Raw genomic sequence first — 19,090 nt, 5'->3', positions numbered from 1 at the left:
GTCAGCCCCGATAGCTATCGGCCATGCTGAAGACGCGGTCGCCTTCGGCAAAGCCTTGGCCCGGCGTCCAGTCGCTGGCCAGCGCGCGCAATCCGTCGAGCGCGACATTGAGCGTGTCCGACGAGATCGGGTTGGCGGGATAGGCGAGATAGATCGGCCGCTGGAACACCGGCGCATCCTCGATGCGGCGCATTTCGCCGCGCTCGATATGACCGCTGACGGCGCTGAGCGGCAGATAGGCCGCCGCCTGCTGCGACAGCACATGCTGGAGACCGATGAACACCAGCCCGGCGGATATGGCTGGCTTGACCATGCCGGCAAAGGCGCGGTCGTGCTCGATGCGGAACTCAAGCCCCCAGTCCATGAAAATGTAATTCTCGGTCCACGGCCTGGTCTGCGCGGCATGCTGGACGAGCACGACCTGATCGACGGCCAGCGTCTCGTAGACGACGCCGGGGTGCGGCCGCGGCAGATAGAGGATGCAGATGTCGAGCAGACCTTCCGCCAATTGGTCGATCGCTTGGTCCGGGAAACTGCCTTCGAGCCTCAGCGCCACATTCGGCCGCCTTTCGCGCATCCAGGCAATCCAGGACGAGGTGATGCGATCCCAGAGATAGGCGGGTGCTGTGAGCCGCAGCAGCGTCTCATAACCATCGGGAACCGCGATATCTTGCCGCGACTGCTCCCAGGTGCGGGTGATCGAGGAGGCGTGCGGCAGGAACTGGCGGCCGGCCGGTGTCAGCGTGACACCGTCGCGGTCGCGCACGAAAAGCCGGCGCCCCAACTGCTCCTCCAGACCCCTGATCCGCGCGCTGACGGTGGACTGGGCGAGGTTCAGCCGGCTGGCGGCGACGGTGAAGCTGCCATGCGTGGCGACTTCCAGAAAACTCCGCAGATTCTCAGTGTCCATGGATCGGCTCCGCCATCGAAAATTTCGATGGCCGCCATCAAAAAATATCGCTTTCCGGCTGGGGTCACCAGTGAACTATTCGGCGGAGCCCCCGCGAAAACAGGAATGCCGCCCATGCCGAAGCATTTCCAGATCATCGATGCCGCCCGCAAGACCTTAAGCGCCATCGAAAATTCCGCTGTCGACGAATTGCTGGCCGGCCGCATCGGCCGGCGCGACTTCTTGCGCCACGGCAGTATGCTCGGCCTGTCGCTGCCATTCCTCGGCGGCATCGTGGCGGCCGCCGGCTTTGGCACCCAGCCGGCGCGCGCCGAAGGCAAGCCGGGCGGCACGGTGCGCGCCGGCATCGCCACGCCGGGCGGCGCCATCGATCCCGTCACCTATTATGACAGCGGCAGCTACCAGCTGGTGTTCCAGACCGCCGAGTTTCTCTGCGTCACCCAACCGGACCTGACCCTGAAGCCGGTGCTGGCCGAAAGCTGGGCGCCGAATGATGACGGCAGCGTGTGGACCTTCAAGCTGCGCAAGGGCGTCAAATTCCACAATGGCGAGGAGTTCAAGGCAGACGACGTCGTCGCCACCTTCGACCGGCTGGCCGATCCCGCCGGCGCTTCCAACGCGCTGTCGGTGTTCAAGGGCCTGCTGTCGAAGGGCGGCACGCAGAAGGTCGACGACCACACCGTCGCCTTCCATCTCGACGCGCCGAACGGCAGCTTTCCCTATTCGGTGTCGATCGACAATTACAACGCCGTCATCCTGCCGGCGAGCTACAAGGGCGACTACGAAAAGACCTTCGAAGGCACCGGCCCGTTCCGGCTGGAAAGTTATACGCCGAAGGTTGGCGCCACCTTCATCCGCAACCCCGACTATTGGGGCGAGAAGGCGCTGCCCGACCGGCTGGAATTCAAGTTCTACGGCGACGTACAGCCGCGCATCCTGGCGCTGCAGGCCGGCGAGGTCGACCTGCTCGACGCCGTGCCCCTCGATGTCAGCCAGGTGGTGCTGAACAGCCCCGATATCACGGTGCTGCGCGTCGCCTCGACCGCGCATCGCCAGCTGCACATGCGCTGCGACATGGCGCCGTTCACCGACAAGCGCGTGCGCCAGGCGCTGGCGCTTTGCATCGACCGCTCGAAACTGGTCGACGGGCTTTGCCGCGGCATGGCGGCGACCGGCAATGACAGCCCGTTCGCGCCGGCCTTTCCGGCCACCGACAAATCGATCCCGCAGCGTGCGCAGGATATCGCCAAGGCCAAGCAGCTGATGGAAGCGGCGGGGTTGGCCGGCGGCTTCGACATCACGCTGACGACGCTGCGCTATTCCGACATTCCGGGCTACGCGCAATTGTTCCAGAATTTTGCCAAGGAGATCGGCGCCCGCATAGCCCTCAACATCGAGGACCAGGACAAATATTACGGCAAGGCGGTGTTCGGCCAGTCGGACTGGCTGGACAGCCCGCTCGGCATCACCGACTACGCACATCGCAGCGTGCCGAACGTCTTCCTGAAGAGCCCGCTGGTCAGCGACGGGCCGTGGAATGCGGCGCATTTCAAGAACCCCGCCTATGACGCTGTGGTCACCTCCTATCTGAAGGCGCTCGATAGCGGCGCGCAGCGGACTGCCGCCTCCGACATCCAGAAGCTGCTGCTCGACGAGACGCCGGTCATCTTCAGCTATTTCCCCGACCTTCTGGTGCCGGTGCGCAAGAATGTCAGCGGCCTGCCGCCGATCGCCGCCGGGCTGCTGCTCGATCGCGTATCCTTGGGGTAGAGGATCCCGGACCGAAGGCCCGCGCGACAAAGCGAGCAGCTCTGCCGCGTCAACCTTCGCCCTCAACAGGAAACCGGCTTCAGCCATGCACCAGCGTTCAGCTACAAAAGACAAGAAGCGGGAGACCACCATTCGCAAGTCCCATCTGCGCGGTCGCGGACCGCATTTCCCGGTGCTCGACCAGATTGTCCAGTACGAGTTCGAGCCCGGCTATGTCGCCTTCACCATGCCGTCGCTGAAGCGGCTGCGGGTGCAGGTCGGATCGATGACCGTCGCCGACACGACAAGGGCGCTGGTGTTCTACGAATCCGATCATCTGCCGGTCTATTATTTCCCGATCGAGGATGTGCGCGAGGAGTTCCTGCTGCCGTCAAAGACGACGACGGAGGACCCCTACAAGGGCACAGCCACCTTCTACTCGCTCAACACCGGCATCACGCTGGTCGAGGACGGCGCGTGGCGTTATCTCGATCCGGCCAAGGGCTGCCCGCCGATCGCAGGCTACATGTCGTTCGTGTGGGGCAAGATGGGCCACTGGTTCGAGGAGGACGAGGAGATCTTCGTCCACGCCCGCGATCCGTTCCGCCGGGTCGACTGTCTGCCCTCGTCGCGGCGGGTGCAGGTCATCCTCGACGGCGAACAGGTGGCGGATTCGCGCCGCGGCGTGTTCCTGTTCGAGACCGGCCACCCGGTGCGCCACTACCTGCCGATCTCCGACACCAGGCTCGATATGTTCGCGCCCAGTCGCTACATCTCGCGCTGCCCCTACAAGGGCATCTCCAACTATTACCACGTGACGACCGCCACCAAGCGGCACGAGAACATGGTCTGGTATTATCCCGAACCGGTGCACGAGGCCGAGCGCATCAAGGGTCTGGTCTGCTTCCACCACGAGCTGGTCGACAAGATTTTGGTCGATGGGGTGGAGGTACCTAAAGAGGCGACTGCGGCTTCGGACGGTTATTTTTGATCGGTCCTCAGTCGACGGGGTAGCGCCAATCATCGAGATTGGCTGAAACAGGTCCGCGCTTCGTCATCCCAGGGCGAAGCAGGAGCGAAGCTCCGTCGCGTAGACCCTGGGATCCATTCCGTGACACGAGCCCAAGAATGCAGCGGTCCAGAAATTTCTTGCGCCGTCGCGTTCGTGGCTTGATGTCGCGGCATGGATCCTCGGGTCAAGCCCGAGGATGACGACCGGACGGGAGGCGTCGGCCAATCTCGAAGGTTGCGATACCATCCTGCGCTGATGATCGGACAGTCAGCCCGGCGCCCCCTCTCCTTCGTCGCCCTAGCGCCGAACGTGCTCCTCGATCCAAATCCTCCCGCCTCACCCCTTTTCTCGGTTGAAATATTTTTCAAATGGAAATAGGAATGTTCAAAATGACGATTTGACGCTGCGGCGCGTCATGACTGGAGGAAACGACATGGCCCATCTGCAATTTGCAGCGGAACTTCTGCAGCGCGCTGAAGCTCAAGGCCCGATCACCATCGGTCTCGCCGGCGCCGGGCAGATGGGTACCGATATCGTCGTCCAGGTGGCATTGATGCCGGGCATGCGGATCGGTGCCATTTCCGAGGTTCGGCCACAGGCGGCGATCGATGCCGCCCTGCTTGCCGGCCATGATCGCTCCGACATCGTCCAGGCGGCCAATGCGTCGGCCATCGACCGCGCCATCGAGGCCGGCAAGATCGCTGTCACCGAGGATTTGCACGCGCTGGCCGCGGCCGGCCGTATCGACGTCATCATCGACGCCACCGGCAATCCCAACATCGGCACGCTGTTTGCGCTCGAAGTGATGAAGAACGGCAAGCACATCGTCATGCTCAATGTCGAGGCCGACATCACCATCGGGCGCTTCCTGAAGGAAGAGGCGCGCAAGGCCGGCGTCGTCTACACGGGTGCTGCCGGCGACGAACCTGCCTGCACGCTGGAGATCATCGGCTTTGCCCGCAGCCTCGGCTTCAACATCATCGCCGCCGGCAAGGGCAAGAACAACCCGCTGAAGTTCGACGCCATGCCGGCCGACTACGCCAAGGAAGCAGCCGAGCGCAACATGAATGCGCGCATGCTTGTCGAGTTCGTCGACGGCTCGAAGACGGCGATCGAGATGGTGGCGATCGCCAACGCCACGGGGCTGGTGCCCGACGTGCCGGGCATGCACGGCCCGACGGCAACGCTGGAGGAACTGGCCAGCGTGCTTTGCCCGCGCGAAGATGGCGGCGTGCTGCACCGCAAGGGTGTCGTCGACTATTCCATCGGCAAGGGCGTGGCGCCCGGCGTGTTCTGCGTCATCGAGACCAGGCATCCGCGCGTCATGGAGCGGATGATCGACCTCAAGGTCGGCAAAGGCCCCTATTTCACGATCTTCCGGCCCTATCACCTGACCAGCCTGGAAGTGCCGCTGTCGGCGGCGCGCGCCGTGGTCTACAAGCGCGCCGACATGGAGCCGCTCGACCATCCGGTGGCCGAAGCGGTGGCGGTGGCCAAGAGCGATCTCGGCACGGGCCAATCGCTTGGCATGATCGGCGAGACAGACTATCGCGGCTTTGCCATGACCTGGGAGGACGCGCGCGCCAAGGGTGCGCTGCCGCTCGGGCTTGCCGAACGCGCCAAGGTGGTCAAGCCGATCAGAAAAGGCGACTTCCTCACCTATGAAAATTGTGTACCCGACGATTCGATGGTGATAACGCAGATCCGCCGTCGTCTCGACCAGTCGGACGGACGGTTCGTGACCAACGCCGCCTGAACCTTCGGGGCCTCTTGATGGACGACGTCGTTATCGGGATCGACGCCTCGACGACGGCCGTGAAGGCGATTGCTTTCACCCGCGATGGCGCCGAGCTTTTCCAGGCGCGCGAAACCTATCCGCTTTCAAATCCGAAGCCCGGCCATTTCGAACAGGATGCCGAACATTGGTGGGCAGCCCTCATCAGTGCGCTGCAGCAGGTTGCCGACAAGGTCGGCGCCGCGCGCGTGGCGGCAATCGCCATCGCCCATCAGCGCGAGAGCTTCACCCTGATCGACCAGGCCGGCAAGCCACTAATTCCGGCGATCCTGTGGCTTGACGAGCGCGCCCGACCGCAAGTCGCCAGGCTGTCGGCTGAACTCGGCCGCGAAGCGATCCGCGACTGGAGCGGCAAGCCGCCGGACCCGACGCCGGCGCTCTACGCCATCGCCTGGCTGGCCGAGCACCAGCCGGAAGTGCTGGCCAAAGCGGCAGCGCTCGTCGATGTTCATGGCTTCTTCGTCCACCGGCTGACCGGACGCCTCGTCACCAGCACGGCAAGTGCTGATCCCCTCGGATTGCTCGATGTCGCAAAAGGCGAATGGCACGCTGACCTCGTCGCGGCCGCCGGGTTGCAGCCACGGCAGCTGCCGGCACTGATCGGCCCAGGTGAAATCTGCGGTTGCCTTACCGAAAGCATTGCGCAGCTGACTGGGCTGAAGGCCGGCACGCCCGTTGTTGCCGGCGCTGGCGACGGCCAGGCTATGGGGCTCGGCATGGGCGTATACGGCGCCGGCAAGAGCTACCTCTCGCTCGGCTCCGGTGTCGTCAGCGGCTGCTATTCCGGCACGGTCACCACCTCGGACGCCTTTCGCACACTGGTCTCGCCGACCGGCTCCGGCTTCATGCTGGAGACCGTGCTGCGCTCGGGCATGCAACTGGTCGACTGGATCGTGCGCACCACCGGCGCTTCTTCCGCAGCAGAACTGGAGAAGCTTGCGGTCGATGTCGCGGCCGGCAGCGATGGGCTGCTGGTCATGCCCTATTGGGCCGGCGTGATGAGCCCCTATTGGGACGGCGCGGCGCGAGGCGCTGTCGTCGGCCTGTCGCTCAACCATGAGCCCAGGCATCTCTTCCGCGCGACGTTGGAAGGCATCGCTTTCGAGCAAGCCATCGCAAGCGAGGCGATGGAAGGAGAGAGCGGCGGCAAGCCGGGGGAGATGATCGCCGCCGGCGGCGGCACCAATTCGGCGCTGCTGATGCAGATCATGGCGAGCGTACTCGAGCGGTCGCTTCTCGTGTCGCCGGTCAATGAAGCGGCCGCACTCGGCGCGGCCATGCTGGCGGCTTCGGCGATCGGCTGGTTCGCCTCACCGGAAGACGCGGCCAAGGCGATGGCGACGGCGCCCGCCAGACGTGTCGATCCGGACATGGCGCTGTTGCCGGCTTACCGGGCGCGCAGGGCGATCTATCGCGACCTTTATCACGCGACGCGCGATATTCATGCGCGGCTTGGCGCGATTTGAGGTCGACCTGTCGCTTCCGGCCTGAAGCTACCGGATTTGCGTCTTGTCTGGCCAGTGCTAAGCTCAGCGGGCTCATGAAAGCAGCGTTCCACCTCGCGGCCCTGCCCTGGATCGTCGCTGTTGCGACAGCTCCAACGGCGGCGCGCGCGCAAGACGAACCGCCGTTTGAGGTTTCCCTCGACCTGGACAATGACGGCCAGACGGACCGGGCCGTCATCGCGCAAGATACCAACAGCGGACAAGCGGACCTCTCGATCTATCTCGCCGCCAGTGAAGGCAGGCTCGACCCTTCGCGCAAGCCGAGCCTCGTCAAGAAGGCGCTGACGGAGGACCGGATTCTTGCGCTCGAAAGCAAAGGCAAGGGATCGCTTGTCATCACCTCCTGCTTCGGCTGCGGCGCCAGCAAATCGACGGAAGAGACGCTGACCGTCGTCTATCGCCGCGGCAAGTTCCTGGTCGGCGGCTACAGCCGCAGCTGGGACTGGGGCGAGCAGAAAGCCGACGGGACCGTCGAGACCACGCTCGGCGGCTGCGACATCAACTATCTCACCGGCAAGGCCACCGTCTCCAAGGACCTGGAGGCCGGCCGGCCGATCAAGGGCAAGTTCAAACCGGTGCCCTTGAAGGACTGGTCCTACGAGAAGCGCCCCAAGGCTTGCGAATTCTGAAAAGACTTTTTTCTCAGGTTCCTGACGGAAAATCGCTGCCTTTTCCGGGCATCGAGGATCAGCGATTGAGCAGGCCCTTGGCGGCGTCCTCGTCGGTGATCAGCACCGCGATCTTGGTGTTGGCCAGCGCGGCGCGCATGATGGCCACCTTTTCCTGCCCCCCCGAGACCAGGATGATGTTCGGGATGTCCGACAGTTCCTGCAGCGGATAGGCGCAGACACGGCGGTTGACCTCATGGTCGACCGGGCGGCCCTCGGCGTCGATGAAGTGACAGAGGATGTCACCGACAGCACCCGCCGCCTGCAATTCCTCGAGCTCGCTCGGCTTGATGAAACCGTAATTGGCGATCGGGCTGTCGGTGGAGAACGAGCCGACGCTGAGCACGGCGATGTTGGCCCGCCGCGCCCGGAAGACGACATCCTGGACGCTGCGCTGACTCATGAAGGCTTCGCGCTGCTCGGGCCTGTCGGCGTAGACCGGCACCGGCAGCAGGAAACATTCAGCGCCGATCTTTTCGGCGAACTCCCAGGCGCTTTCGGTCGGGTTGAGCGGCTGCGCATGGGTGAGGCCGCCGAGCATCGAAACAACAGTGGTTCTGGCGATCGGCCGGCGCGGCAGTTCGTTGATGGCGAATTTCAGCGTGCGGCCCCAGCCCAGAGCAATGACGTCGCCGGCATTGACGTTGTCGGCGAGATAGGCGGCAGCGGCGTGGCCGATCATCAGCGGCGCGTTGCTGCGGTCGGCGGCCGACGGCACCACGACGGCCTGGCTGAGCCCGAAGCGCTGCTTCAGGCCTTCCTCAAGCTGCACGCATTCGACGACACTGTCGCGAATGCGGAACTGGACAATGCCCTCCTCGCGGGCGGCGGAGAGGATGCGATGCACCTTGATGCGGCCGACGCCTAGGATCTCGGATATCCGCTCCTGCGTCAGGCCTTCGACATAGTAATGCCAGGCGGCACGGGCCTTCAGCTCGGCATCCGGGAAGCGCGAGGCCTTCTCGTTTTCGACGGTTGCCATCTTTTTGCCCTCCCACGGCAGATTCGGAATCTTTTCCGCAGAGTGCCGCCCCTGGCCTTCCCTAGGACAAACCCCCAGGTGGCGCAAACCGTCTGCATGGCGCGACGGCACTTGACAATTTTCTAACGAACAGTTTAGCTGAACAAAATTGCATATCAAAGATAAATTGTTCACAGGGAGGTGCCTGGTGAACAAGAGCGAACGGCAGGCCATCGCCGTTTCGCTGACGGAGGAGACGAAGTGGCCGTGAGCAATGATGCAAGCGACTCGAAAGCTGGCGAGTTGAAAGCCGTGCCCGGCGCTCAAGGCGCGACGGGTACAAAGCTTTCCGCGCTGTTCGCCGGAACCATGGGACCGTTGATCGGACTCGCACTGCTTTGCCTGGCGTTGACGCTGACCACCGACACATTCCTCACCGTTCGCAACATCCTCAATGTGCTCGACCAGATCACCGTGCTCGGCATCATGGCGATCGGCATGACACTGGTCATCCTGATCGGCGGCATCGATCTCTCGGTCGGCTCGGTGCTGGCGCTGGCCGCCATGGTGATGGGCTTCGTCGCCCACCCCGACTATCTCAATCTCGGCCTTGCGGCCGGCGTCATCGCCGGACTGGTCGTCGCCGGCCTTTGCGGACTGGTGTCCGGCCTGCTGGTGACCGTCACCCGGCTGCCGCCCTTCATCGCCACGCTGGCGATGATGTCGGTGGCGCGCGGTCTTGCCAACATGATCACCGACGGCTCGCAGATCGTCGGCTTCCCCGACTGGTTCACCAACTTGTCGATCATCCGCCATTTCGGCTTCCTGTCGGTCACCGTCGGGTTGATGATGGTGCTGGCGATCATCTTCGCCATCTTCCTCAACTACCGCGCCACCGGCCGCAGCCTTTACGCCATCGGCGGCAGCGCCGAGGTGGCGCGACTCTCAGGCATTCCGGTGAAGTCGCTGACCAACTGGGTCTACGCGATCTGCGGCTTGCTCGCCGGGCTTGCCGGCATCGTGCTGGCGGCGCGGCTGGATTCGGTGCAGCCGAGCTCCGGCCTCGGCTATGAGCTCGACACCATCGCCGCCGTCGTGATCGGCGGCGCCAGCCTGTCGGGCGGCGTCGGCTCGATAGGCGGCACCGCGGTCGGCGTGCTCATCATCGGCGTGCTGCGCAACGGGCTCAATTTGCTCGGTGTCTCGCCCTTCATCCAGCAAGTGGTGATCGGCGTGGTGATCGCGCTGGCGGTCGCGACCGACACCTGGCGTCGGCGAGCTCAATGAGGAATTCGCCCGGGGCGTCCGGGCGATAGACGGATCGGTCGATCCGAAACTGGGATGTTCCAAGGGGCGCGATGCGCTGGCGGGACAGTTTGACTATCAACGGAGGAAACACATGCTGACCAAACGTTCACTGCTGCTTGCCGCGGCCGCAATCATTCCGCTGCTCGGCCTGACTGACATGGCCTCGGCCAAAGAGGCCAAGAAACTCGGCCTCGCTGTTGCCAATCTGCAGGCCGACTTCTTCAACCAGATCAAGCAGTCGGTCGAAGCCTACGGCAAGGAGAAGGGCATCGAGATCGTCACCGTCGACGCCAAGGGCGATTCGGCAACGCAGGTCAGCCAGGTGCAGGATTTGATCACGCAGAACATCGACGCGCTGATCTACATCCCGGCCGGCGCCACCGCCGCCACCGTGCCGACCAAGACCGCCAAGGCCGCCGGCATCCCGGTGATCAATGTCGACCGCAACGCCGACGGCGCGCCGGGCGACACCTTCATTGCCACCAACAGCGTCGCCTCGGCGCAGGCCGTGTGCGACTACATCGCCAAGCAGGCCGGCGGCAAGGGCGAGCTGATCATCATCCATGGCCAGAAGGGCACGACGCCCGAGGTCGACCGCTCGAAGGGCTGCGGCGAAGCGCTCAAGGCCTATCCCGACATCAAGGTGGTCGGCGAATTGTGGAGCGAAGGCTGGCACCAGGACGAAGGTTTCAAGCTGACGCAGGACCTTTTGCAGTCGCATCCCGATGTCTCCATCGTCATCGGCCAGGCCGATGCGCTGGCGCTGGGCGCGGCACAGGCGGTCAAGGTCGCCAATCCCGGCCACAAGGTCTGGGTTGCCGGCTTCGACGGCGACGTGGCGGCGCTGAAGGCGCTGAAGGACGGCGTGTTCGACGTCACCGCGACGCAGCAGACGCAAGGCATGGGCAGGCTCGCAGTCGATGCGGCGATCAAGCTGGTGGCTGGCGAAAGCATTCCGGCCGAGCAGTTGCAGGATGCGACGCTGACCACCAAGGACAATGTCGAGCAGTTCATCGCCAAGCACCCGTAACAGCTCGCACCGCGTAAGAGAGCGCCACGATGTCCACTGCCCCTCGCCACAGCGAAAGCCCGCATAACGGGCTCTTCGTCAACGGCCTCTGCAAGAGCTACGGACCGGTTCAGGTCCTGGCCGATGCGAGCTTCGAGGTGCGGCCGGGCGAGGTCGTGGCGCTGCTCGGCGAAAACGGCGCCGGCAAGTCGACGGTGTCCAATATCATCGCCGGCTCGATCAGACCCGATGCCGGCACCATCGTCTGGCGGGGGAAGCACTACTCCCCCGCCTCGCCTGCCGCGGCAATCGATGCCGGCGTCGGCATGATCCACCAGGAACTGAAGCTGCTGCCGGACCTGTCGGTGGCGGAAAACGTCTATGTCGGGCGCCTGCCGATGCGCGGCGGCCGCATCGACCGCGCTGAGATGAACGCCAAGGCGTCGGCGCAGTTGAAGCGCCTTGGCCTCGACGTCTCGCCCGAGCGCAAGGTGCGCACGCTGCGCATTGCCGCCCAGCAGCAGGTCGAGATCGCCAAGGCGCTGACGCTGAACGCCGAACTGCTGATCTTCGACGAGCCGACGGCAGCGCTTGGCGGCGAAGAGACGGAACTGTTGTTCCAGCAGATCCGCAAGTTGAAAGCCGAAGGCATGTCCTTCATCTATATCAGCCACCGTCTCGATGAGATCGCGCAGATTGCCGACCGCGTTGTGGTGATGCGCGACGGACGCATCGTCGCCCGCCACGAACGCGCCGACATCCCCGTGCGCACTGTGGTCGAGCAGATGGTCGGCCGCTCGGTCGAGCGGATGTTTCCGCATCTGTCGCCGCCGCGCGAGGAGACGCTGCTCGAGGTCGAGAACCTGTCCTCGCCGGAGAAGAGTTTCAACAATGTCTCCTTCTCGGTCAAAGCAGGCGAAATCCTCGGCATAGCCGGGCTGATCGGCGCCGGCCGCACCGAGCTGGTGCGGGCGATCGCCGGCGCCGATCCAATTTCCTCGGGCGCGGTACGCGTTGCCGGGAAGCCGGTGCATCTCAGCGGACCGGCGGCGGCGATCAAGGCCGGCGTCGTGCTGGTGCCGGAAGACCGCAAGGCGCAAGGCGTGGTGCTGGACCAGACCATCGGCGAGAACCTGGCGTTCGGCAATTTCGACCATGTCGCGCCGAAGGGCTGGGTGTTTCCCAAAGCGGTGCAGAAATTCGCCGAGGCCGGCATCTCGCGGCTCGGGGTGAAGGGCAAGCCGAACCAGGCGGTGAGCAAACTTTCCGGCGGCAACCAGCAGAAGGTGATCATCGCCAAATGGGTGTCGCGGCCGCCAAAAGTGTTCATTCTCGATGAGCCGACGCGCGGCATAGATGTCGGCGCGCGCGCGGCGATCTACGACGTGATCGCCGGCCTCGCCCGCTCCGGCATGGCGGTGGTGGTGGTGAGCTCCGACCTCGAGGAAGTGCTGGGACTGTCGCACCGCGTGCTGGTGCTGAGCCGCGGCCGCCAGCGCGGCATTCTCGACCGCAGCGAAGCCAGCAATGTCGCGGTGATGGAACTCGCCACGAGCTAGAATAACGCGCAGCAGGTGATATCCTCCCAAGGATCGACCGCGCGGGGCGCCAGCAAGGACTGGCGCCCCTTCATTTCAGACGGCCGGTGGTTGGAGCAGAGGGACCGACGAATGAAACTATTCGATCTTCACGGGGACGTGGCGCTGGTGACCGGAGCCGGCAGCGGCATCGGGCAAGCGATCGCAATTGGTCTGGCTGAAGCCGGCGCCGATGTCGTCTGTTTCGGTCACACATCCAAGGGCGGGCTCGACGAGACGGCACACAAGATTTCAGCACTTGGCCGCAAGGCGCTGGTGCTGACCGGCACGGTGACGTCGGAGGAAGACCTGGCGTCGGCAGTCGCGCGCACGGAGAGAGAACTCGGCGCGCTGACCATTGCCGTCAACAATGCCGGCATCGCCGGGGCCGAACCGGCCGAAACGCTGCCGCTGCAGACATGGCAGAAAATCTACGACGTCAATGTCAGCGGCGTGTTCCTGTCCTGCCAGGCGGAGGCGCGCGCCATGCTGGCCCGGCGCAAGGGCTCGATCATCAACATCGCCTCGATGTCGGGCTCGATCGTCAATCGCGGGCTCACCCAGGCGCATTACAATTCGTCGAAGGCCGCCGTCATCCACATGTCGAAGAGCCTCGCCATGGAGTGGGCCGATCGCGGCCTGCGCGTCAATGTGGTGAGCCCAGGCTACACTCTGACGCCCATGAACAAGCGGCCGGAAGTCGCCGAACAGATCAAGGTATTCAAGCGCGATACGCCGATGGGGCGCATGGCGACCCCGGAAGAGATGGTCGGCCCGACTGTGTTCCTGGCCAGTCGCGCCGCGAGTTTTGTCACCGGCATCGACCTGATCGTCGATGGCGGTTTTGTCTGCTGGTAGGAGAACAAAAGTGCCGAAGCGTTTTGAAGGCAAGACGGCTGTCATCACCGGGGCCAGCGGCGGCATCGGCGCGGCAATGGCGAAGCGCTTTGCCAAGGAAGGTGCTGCGGTCGTGGTTAGCGCCATCGATGCCCGCGTCGAAGAGGTCGCCGCCAGCCTGAAAGCCGCGGGCGCCAAGGTCGCTTCGATGCGCATGGACGTGACCAAGAAGGATGAGGTCGTCGCGCTCTACGATCTCGCCGAGAAGCAGTTCGGCCGCGTCGACATTTCGGTGCAGAATGCCGGTGTCATCACCATCGCCCGGATCGAGGCGATGACCGAGGCCGAGTGGGACAAGGTGATGGCAGTCAACACCAAGGGCGTGTTCCTGTGCTGCCAGGAAGCGATCGCCCGCATCCGCAAGCATGGCGATGGCGGCCGGCTGATCAACACGGCATCAGGCCAAGCACGGCAAGGCTTCATCTACACGCCGCATTACGCGGCGTCGAAGTTCGGCGTCGTCGGCATCACCCAGAGCCTGGCCAAGGAAGTGGCCAAGGAGAAGATCACCGTCAACGCGATCTGCCCCGGCATCATCGACACCGACATGTGGGCCTATAACGACGCCGCATGGGGCAAGCTTATGGGCGATTACAAGCCCGGAGAGTTGATGGCCGAGTGGGTGAAGAATATCCCGATGGGCCGCGCCGGCAGCGGCGAGGATGTCTCCGGCCTGGTCAGCTTCCTCGCCAGCAACGACGCCACCTACATCACCGGCCAGACGATCAATGTCGATGGCGGCCTGATCATGTCGTGAAGTCAGCTCTGGCGGCAATCGACCAGTCTGAAATTCCGCAGTGCACGAGCCGTCAGCCGTTGCGCCGCATGAACGTTGGTATATATAATTTCATCCCATGAAACGGCCTTGGTGGGGATGGGGCTCGCCGGCCGAGATCATGGGACCTTGATGGCTCTGAAGTTACAGAGCGCCGCCGGAGCGGCGATCGATTCGTTGACGATTGCTCGCGCAGCAATCCATGCGATGCCATGACGCGGGCCTATCCAGCACCATACCACCACCAGATTGAGCACCATCTCGCCTGCGCCTGTTGCGGCCATGGAGATGGTATGGCGCGAACGAGCTTGCGTAACGACCCGCCTTTCCAACACAATCAAGAAAAGACGCAAGAAGGGAACGACTAAGAACTTCCACATGGTTTGACAGGAGAACAAGCATGTCATTTCGCAGTGTGATTTCGAGACTATCAATGGGAGCCTTCGCACTTGCCTCGGCAAGTGTACTGACACCGGCGGCGCAAGCGGCCGCGCCTGAATCCAACGACCCGATTAAGATCGCGCTGTTCGACTGGACCAGCGTCAACCTCAACGCCAAGATCCTTGGCGGCATTTTGGAAAAACTCGGCTACACCGTCGAATATCCGACCGCCGACTACCTCTCCAGCCTGACCACCGGCCTCACCAATGGCGACATCGATGTCGGCCTGGAATTCTGGGACACGACGGCCGGCGAAGCGATGAAGGCCTCCGACGCCACCGGCCAGACCGAGCGGCTCGGCAAGCTCGGACCGAAGGCCAAGGAAGAATGGTGGTTTCCCGAATATATGAAGGAGAAATGCCCGGGCCTGCCGAATTGGGAAGCGCTGAAGGATCCGAAATGCGCCGAGGCCTTTTCGACAGCGGAGACCGCACCGAAGGGGCGCTATCTCGGCGGCCCGGTGACCTGGGAAGGCTTTGACGACGAGCGCGTCGAGGCGCTGAAGCTGCCCTTCACCGTCATCCATGCCGGCACCGACGCGGCGATGTTCGCCGAACTCGACTCGGCCTATCAGCGCAAGGCGCCGATCATGCTGTGGATCTATTCGCCGCATTGGGCGCCGGCCAAGTACAAGGGCGAGTGGGTGCAATTCCCGGAATATACGCCGGAGTGCTACACCGATCCGAAATGGGGCATCAACCCCGACGCCAAATATGATTGCGGCAAGCCGCATGGCGAGATCTGGAAGTACTCCTGGGCCGGCATGAAGGACAAATGGCCGGTCGCCTACAAGGTGGCGAAAGCCTACACGGTCGACACCGACGAGCTCAACAGGATGAGCGGCGAGATCGATCTCGGCGAAAAGACGCCGGAAGAGGTTGCTGCCGCCTGGATCGCCGCCCACGAAGCCGACTGGAAAGCCTGGGCGCAGTAATCGTTCCGACTGGAGGACCCGGCCCTGGTGGCCGGGTCTCTATTCCCTATTCCAGAAGGACGACTGCATGACCGTTACGACTGAACAGGTGCCCAAAGCTGCAGATGCGCGACCGATAAAACTTGCCTGCCGCAATGTCTGGAAGTTGTTCGGGTCGAACGCCGCCAATTTCATCCGCGAGCGCGACGGCAAGGCCAGCATGGTTGATGTCGCTGCCGCCGGACTGGTCGGCGCTGTGCGCGCCGTCGATCTCGAAATACGCCAGGGCGAGATCTTCATCATCATGGGGCTGTCGGGCTCCGGCAAGTCGACGCTGGTGCGCTGCATGTCGCGGCTGGTCGAGCCGACCCACGGCAAGGTCGAGTTCGAAGGCAACGATCTGCTCAAGATTTCCGATGCCGCGCTGATCGAACTGCGGCGCCATCGCATGGGCATGGTGTTCCAGAATTTCGCGCTGCTGCCGCATCTCAATGTGCTGGAGAACATCGCTTTCCCCTTGAGTATCCAGGGCCAGGATCGGCCGACGCGAGAAGCGCGGGCGCGCGAGGTTATCGAACTCGTCGGCCTGCGTGGCCGCGAGCATTTTTATCCGCGCGAGCTTTCCGGCGGCCAGCAGCAGCGGGTCGGTATTGCCCGCAGCCTCGCGACCAAGCCGGAGATCTGGTTTCTCGACGAGCCATTCTCGGCGCTCGACCCGCTGATCCGCCGCGAAATGCAGGACGAACTGATGCGGCTGCAAACCATGCTGCACAAGACCATCGTCTTCATCACCCATGATTTCGACGAGGCGATCAGGCTGGCCGACCGTATCGCCATCATGAAGGACGGCGAGGTCATCCAGATCGGCACGCCGGAACAACTCGTGGTCAATCCGGCGACCGACTATGTCGCCGAGTTCACCCGCGACGTCGACCGCGCCAAGGTGATTTCGGCCCGCAGCCTGATGCGTGCCCTGGATGGCGCCGAACATGGCGGGACGGTTTCGCCGGATGCCAAGATCGCCAGCTTCTCGGCCAGCATCGTTGCATCGGGCAAACCGTTCGCCGTGGTCAACGGCACCGGCAAGCCAATCGGCGAAGTGACGCCGCAAGCGGTGATCGGGCTGCTGGCCGGTCTGGACAAACCGAGAGCCGGCGCATGACGGTAACGGCAAGCGCCAGCGAAACGAGGCCGCCGGTTCAGCGCTGGCTGCTGGTCTGGGCGCTCGCGCTTGCCGCGGTGCTGGTGGTGTTCCTGCTGCAGGAGAGGCTGCCCTGGGCGGTCAACTATCCGGCCGAGGCGGTCGTCCCCGTCGCCGACTGGATCAGCGCGCTGATGCGCTGGATCAAATCGAATTTTTCATGGCTGACCCGCTCGATCACCGCCGTGCTCGGCGTTCCCCTCGACTTCGCGCTCAATCTGCTCGCCAAGAGCTTCAAGATCGGCCACGGCGCCGACGCCTATGTGCTGCCGCGCCTGTCCTGGGTCGGCGTCTGCGCTGTCGCCTTCATAGCCGGCCATGCCGTCGGCGGCCGCAAGCTCGGCATTCTGGTCGGCGGCTGTTTCCTCTACATTGCGTTGTTCGGCCAGTGGACGAGCGCCATGCTGACGCTGGCGCTGATTTCCATCGCGGTGCCGTTCTGCATCGTCACCGGCTTGTTTGCCGGCATCTGGGCCTGGCGCAAGCCATGGGCTGAGAGGCTGATCGTCTCCCCTGCCCTTGATCTGATGCAGACCATCCCGACCTTTGCATACCTCATCCCGATGCTGCTCCTGTTCGGCAATAGCCCGGTGTCGGCGATGATCGCCACCGCCATTTTTGCCACGCCGCCGATGGTGCGGGCGACGATGCTGGGTCTGTCGCGCGTGCCGTCCGAGATCGATGATTTCAGTGAGATGGCCGGTTGCACGGCGCGGCAGAAATTGTGGCGGGTGCTGTTGCCCTCGGCGCGGCCGACACTGATGGTCGGCGTCAACCAAGTGATCATGCTGGCGTTGAATATGGTGATCATCGCCTCGATGATCGGCGCCGGCGGCCTCGGCTACGACGTGCTGCTCGCGCTGCGCGCGCTGAAGGTCGGCGAAGCCATGGAAGCCGGCCTTGCCATCGTGGCTTTGGCTATCGCGCTCGACCGGCTGAGCCAGGCCATCGCCCACAAGCAGGCGAAAGGCCAGACGCATCAGGCGGTGAGCCCGGTCTTCTGGCGGCGCTATCCCCATCTGACGCTGGCGCTCGCCATCCTTGCCGCCACCACGCTGCTCAGTCTCTATGTGCCTGCCTTCGCGGCGGTGCCGAAGGCGATCACCTTCACCACCGCGCCTCTGTGGAAGGCGGCGGTGAACTGGATAACTATCAACTTCTTCGACGTAATCGAAGCGTTTCGCGTCGCACTGATCCTCAATGTGCTGAACCCGCTGCGCGCCTTCTGCGAAGGCTTTCCGTGGCTGGGTGCTGTGGCGCTGCTCGGCCTCGCCGGCTACCAGCTCGGCGGCCTGCGGCTGGCGGTACTGGTCGCTGCGCTGACCGCTTTCTGCGCCGTCACCGGTCTGTGGGAGAAGACCATGGCGACGGTCTATCTCTGCGGCATCTCGGCCTTCATCGCTTGCCTGATCGGCATCCCGATCGGGCTCGCGGCGGCGCGCAGCGACCGCTTCGAAAAAATCGTCACGCCCATCATCGACACGCTACAGGTGCTGCCGTCCTTCTGCTTCATCATCCCGGTGGTGATGCTGTTTCGGGTCGGCGACGTCACAGCCATGATCGCAACGATCGCCTTCGCCGTGGTGCCGGCAATCCGCTACACCAATCACGGCATCAGGCAAGTGCCGCCGGCGCTGATCGAAGCGGCGAAGGTTTCGGGCTGCACACCGCGCCAGACCTTCTTTCGCGTGCAGCTGCCGCTGGCGCTGCCGGAGATCATGCTCGGCGTCAACCAGACCATCCTGATGGCGCTGGCGATGATCATCATCTGCGCCATGGTCGGCACGCGCGACCTCGGCCAGGAGGTGTTCATCGCGCTGTCCAAGGCCGATTCTGGCCGTGGCATTGTCGCTGGTCTCGCCATCGCCTTCATCGGTATCGTCGCCGACCGGCTGTTCAACGCCTGGACGGCGAAGGCGCGGGCGAGGCTGGGGTAAAACTGAACCGCCAATACCACCAAAAGGAGAGAAGAGAATGAGCCGCAGGGTGGCCAACTGCACCTGCGGACAATTGCAGATACATTGCCCGCAAGAGCCGACCATGGTGTCGCTTTGCCATTGCCTCGACTGTCAGCGGCGGACCGGCAGCCCGTTTGGCATCGCGGCCTTCTTCGACGCCGCCGCGACCGATATCCGAGGCCCATCGAAGACATTCCAACGCGTTTCCGACAGCGGCTTCCCGATCAGCTTTCATTTCTGCGGAACGTGCGGGTCGACCGTGTTCTGGTATCCGTCACGAAACCGGAGGCGGTCGCAGTGGCCGTCGGCTGTTTCGCCGATCCGTCCTTCCCGGCGCCGACAAAGTCAGTCTATGACAAGCGCCGCCACAGCTGGGTCGCGGTGCCGGCGTGACGGCAGGCTCGTCCTTGG

16 protein-coding genes and 1 pseudogene are annotated in these 19,090 nt (G+C 63.8%); 14 read left to right on the top strand and 3 right to left on the bottom strand.

Going from position 1 to position 19,090, the window contains the following annotated elements; all coding sequences use genetic code 11:
* Window position 1 precedes the first annotated feature (1 nt).
* Window positions 2–910, bottom strand: a complete 909-nt coding sequence (locus ACYHH6_RS14625) for a LysR family transcriptional regulator (protein ID WP_352584446.1) — start codon at window positions 908–910, stop codon at window positions 2–4.
* 114 nt (window positions 911–1,024) lie between these two features.
* Here ACYHH6_RS14625 and ACYHH6_RS14620 point away from each other — a divergent pair, with 114 nt between their 5' ends.
* The 5 genes from ACYHH6_RS14620 to ACYHH6_RS14600 all read left to right on the top strand — a co-directional run bounded on the left by ACYHH6_RS14620 (window position 1,025) and on the right by ACYHH6_RS14600 (window position 7,600).
* Window positions 1,025–2,680: an ABC transporter substrate-binding protein gene (locus ACYHH6_RS14620; protein WP_352584445.1), complete on the top strand. Its 1,656-nt coding sequence runs from the start codon at window positions 1,025–1,027 to the stop codon at window positions 2,678–2,680.
* Window positions 2,681–2,765: 85 nt separating this feature from the next.
* Entirely contained in the window at window positions 2,766–3,650 is an 885-nt protein-coding gene (locus ACYHH6_RS14615; protein ID WP_352584443.1) for a DUF427 domain-containing protein, read from the top strand.
* 454 nt (window positions 3,651–4,104) lie between these two features.
* A complete protein-coding gene (locus ACYHH6_RS14610) occupies window positions 4,105–5,427 on the top strand; it encodes an NAD(P)H-dependent oxidoreductase (protein ID WP_352584442.1) in 1,323 nt (440 codons plus the stop codon).
* Between the two features lie 17 nt (window positions 5,428–5,444).
* On the top strand, window positions 5,445–6,932 hold the full coding sequence (locus ACYHH6_RS14605) for a xylulokinase (RefSeq protein WP_352584441.1): 1,488 nt from the start codon (window positions 5,445–5,447) through the stop codon (window positions 6,930–6,932).
* 74 nt (window positions 6,933–7,006) lie between these two features.
* Window positions 7,007–7,600: a hypothetical protein gene (locus tag ACYHH6_RS14600; RefSeq protein WP_352584439.1), complete on the top strand. Its 594-nt coding sequence runs from the start codon at window positions 7,007–7,009 to the stop codon at window positions 7,598–7,600.
* Window positions 7,601–7,658: 58 nt separating this feature from the next.
* On the opposite strand, the gene ACYHH6_RS14595 is transcribed toward ACYHH6_RS14600, so the two are convergent.
* Entirely contained in the window at window positions 7,659–8,621 is a 963-nt protein-coding gene (locus ACYHH6_RS14595) for a sugar-binding transcriptional regulator (RefSeq protein ID WP_352584437.1), read from the bottom strand.
* Between the two features lie 282 nt (window positions 8,622–8,903).
* Here ACYHH6_RS14595 and ACYHH6_RS14590 point away from each other — a divergent pair, with 282 nt between their 5' ends.
* The 5 genes from ACYHH6_RS14590 (at window position 8,904) to ACYHH6_RS14570 (ending at window position 14,148) form a co-directional block, all read left to right on the top strand.
* A complete protein-coding gene (locus ACYHH6_RS14590; protein WP_435053270.1) occupies window positions 8,904–9,887 on the top strand; it encodes an ABC transporter permease in 984 nt (327 codons plus the stop codon).
* A 112-nt stretch (window positions 9,888–9,999) separates the two neighbouring features.
* Window positions 10,000–10,938 (top strand): sugar ABC transporter substrate-binding protein, encoded by a 939-nt coding sequence (locus ACYHH6_RS14585; protein WP_352584436.1) that lies wholly within the window; start codon window positions 10,000–10,002, stop codon window positions 10,936–10,938.
* Window positions 10,939–10,967: 29 nt separating this feature from the next.
* Window positions 10,968–12,476 carry a sugar ABC transporter ATP-binding protein gene (locus ACYHH6_RS14580; RefSeq protein WP_352584435.1) on the top strand — a complete coding sequence of 503 codons (1,509 nt, stop codon included), beginning with the start codon at window positions 10,968–10,970 and terminating at the stop codon, window positions 12,474–12,476.
* 90 nt (window positions 12,477–12,566) lie between these two features.
* Window positions 12,567–13,352 carry an SDR family oxidoreductase gene (locus tag ACYHH6_RS14575; protein WP_352584433.1) on the top strand — a complete coding sequence of 262 codons (786 nt, stop codon included), beginning with the start codon at window positions 12,567–12,569 and terminating at the stop codon, window positions 13,350–13,352.
* Between the two features lie 10 nt (window positions 13,353–13,362).
* Window positions 13,363–14,148 (top strand): SDR family oxidoreductase, encoded by a 786-nt coding sequence (locus ACYHH6_RS14570; protein WP_352584432.1) that lies wholly within the window; start codon window positions 13,363–13,365, stop codon window positions 14,146–14,148.
* Between the two features lie 137 nt (window positions 14,149–14,285).
* Here ACYHH6_RS14570 and ACYHH6_RS14565 read toward each other — a convergent pair whose 3' ends face one another.
* Complete coding sequence (locus ACYHH6_RS14565) at window positions 14,286–14,426, bottom strand: hypothetical protein (protein WP_352584431.1); 141 nt, start codon at window positions 14,424–14,426, stop codon at window positions 14,286–14,288.
* A gap of 140 nt (window positions 14,427–14,566) precedes the next feature.
* Here ACYHH6_RS14565 and ACYHH6_RS14560 point away from each other — a divergent pair, with 140 nt between their 5' ends.
* The 4 genes and pseudogenes from ACYHH6_RS14560 (at window position 14,567) to ACYHH6_RS14545 (ending at window position 19,072) form a co-directional block, all read left to right on the top strand.
* The gene (locus ACYHH6_RS14560) at window positions 14,567–15,541 is read left to right on the top strand and encodes an ABC transporter substrate-binding protein (RefSeq protein WP_352584429.1); all 975 of its coding nucleotides are present in this window, start codon (window positions 14,567–14,569) and stop codon (window positions 15,539–15,541) included.
* A gap of 67 nt (window positions 15,542–15,608) precedes the next feature.
* On the top strand, window positions 15,609–16,682 hold the full coding sequence (locus ACYHH6_RS14555) for a quaternary amine ABC transporter ATP-binding protein (protein WP_352584428.1): 1,074 nt from the start codon (window positions 15,609–15,611) through the stop codon (window positions 16,680–16,682).
* A complete protein-coding gene (locus ACYHH6_RS14550; RefSeq protein ID WP_352584427.1) occupies window positions 16,679–18,658 on the top strand; it encodes an ABC transporter permease in 1,980 nt (659 codons plus the stop codon). Before ACYHH6_RS14555 ends, ACYHH6_RS14550 begins: the two co-directional genes overlap by 4 nt.
* A gap of 37 nt (window positions 18,659–18,695) precedes the next feature.
* Window positions 18,696–19,072, top strand: a pseudogene (locus ACYHH6_RS14545) (GFA family protein).
* Window positions 19,073–19,090 lie beyond the last annotated feature (18 nt).

This window comes from Mesorhizobium sp. P171375 (assembly GCF_057786075.1).
Note: the sequence above shows the minus strand (reverse complement) of the source record. Positions and strands in the feature narration are given on the sequence as shown.